This is a genomic window from Sinosporangium album, assembly GCF_900100605.1.
In the GTDB taxonomy this organism is placed as follows: Bacteria; Actinomycetota; Actinomycetes; order Streptosporangiales; family Streptosporangiaceae; genus Sinosporangium; species Sinosporangium album.
The window spans coordinates 1-1,089 of sequence record NZ_FNCN01000097.1; the positions used below are offsets into that span (position 1 = coordinate 1).

General features: G+C 65.9%; 2 protein-coding genes. One reads left to right on the forward strand and one right to left on the reverse strand.

Features of this window, described 5'->3' with window-relative positions; translation table 11 throughout:
- Positions 1-205 precede the first annotated feature (205 nt).
- Entirely contained in the window at positions 206-622 is a 417-nt protein-coding gene (tnpA, locus tag BLQ73_RS30780) for an IS200/IS605 family transposase (RefSeq protein ID WP_093176455.1), read from the reverse strand.
- A gap of 22 nt (positions 623-644) precedes the next feature.
- Here tnpA and BLQ73_RS30785 point away from each other — a divergent pair.
- Positions 645-1,089 (forward strand): RNA-guided endonuclease InsQ/TnpB family protein (locus BLQ73_RS30785; RefSeq protein WP_176955805.1); only part of this gene is annotated, 445 nt, incomplete at its 3' end.

The window sequence follows — 1,089 nt, forward strand, 5'->3', positions numbered from 1 at the left end:
GGCGCCCCAAGCTGGGCGACGAAACACCCGGTCCAGTCATCGAGAATGCTCGGGTCGATCCGGCTTTCACGTTCCTCGCCAAGGCCGATCAGGTAGGCCGATCGCGGGGGACGACCCTGCCGGCTACCGAATTGCGGGCCAGTGCTCCGGCCTTCAGGCCAGGGGTGAAGGCCCGCGCGGGAGGGCCGCCAGGCCCGAGCGTGCCCTAGGCGGGCCGGTTCTGCTGCTCGATGTACTGGCGCAAGACCGTGAGCGGCGCCCCGCCGACGCTCCCGGCGAAGTAGGAGCCCGACCACAGCTTGTTCGCCCGGTAGCAATGGCGGGCCAGTTCGGGGAACTCCTGGCGCATCCTGCGGGAGGACACGCCCTTCAAGGAGTTGACCAGCTTGGACAGGGCGATCTTGGGCGGGAAGTTCACCAGCAGGTGAACGTGGCTGCTCCCGCCGTTGAACTCGCGCAGCTCGGTCTCGAAGCCGGCGCACACGTCTCGCATGATCTCTTCCAGGCGTTCCAGGTGGCTGCCCGTGAATACCCGATGCCGGAACTTGGTCACGAAAACCAAATGGGCGTGCAGGACGAAAACGCAGTGCCTACCGGTTCTGATGTCTCCATACTCAGCCATAAACCAATGGTAGGATCTTGGTGTGCAGCTCCGGTACAACTTCCGCCTCTACCCGTCGCAGGGTCAGCGTCAAGCGCTGGCACGGGCGTTCGGGTGCGCGCGGACGGTGTTCAACGACGGGCTGCGCCTGCGGCAGGACGCCCGCGAACAAGGCTTGCCCTACGTCTCGGACGGGGAGTTGTCCAAGCGGGTCATCACCGAGGCGAAGAAGACACCGGACCGTGCATGGCTCGGCGAGGTGTCCGCCGTGGTCCTTCAGCAGGCGCTCGCGGACCTGAACACCGCGTATCGCAACTTCTTCGCCTCGATCTCCGGGAAGCGGAAGGGGCGCAAGGTCACCGCACCCCGGTTCCGGTCGCGGAAGGATTCCCAGCAAGCAATCCGGTTCACCAAGAACGCCCGGTTCGCGGTCACGCCGGGCGGGAAGCTGCGCCTGCCGAAGATCGGGGACGTTCCGGTTCGCTGGT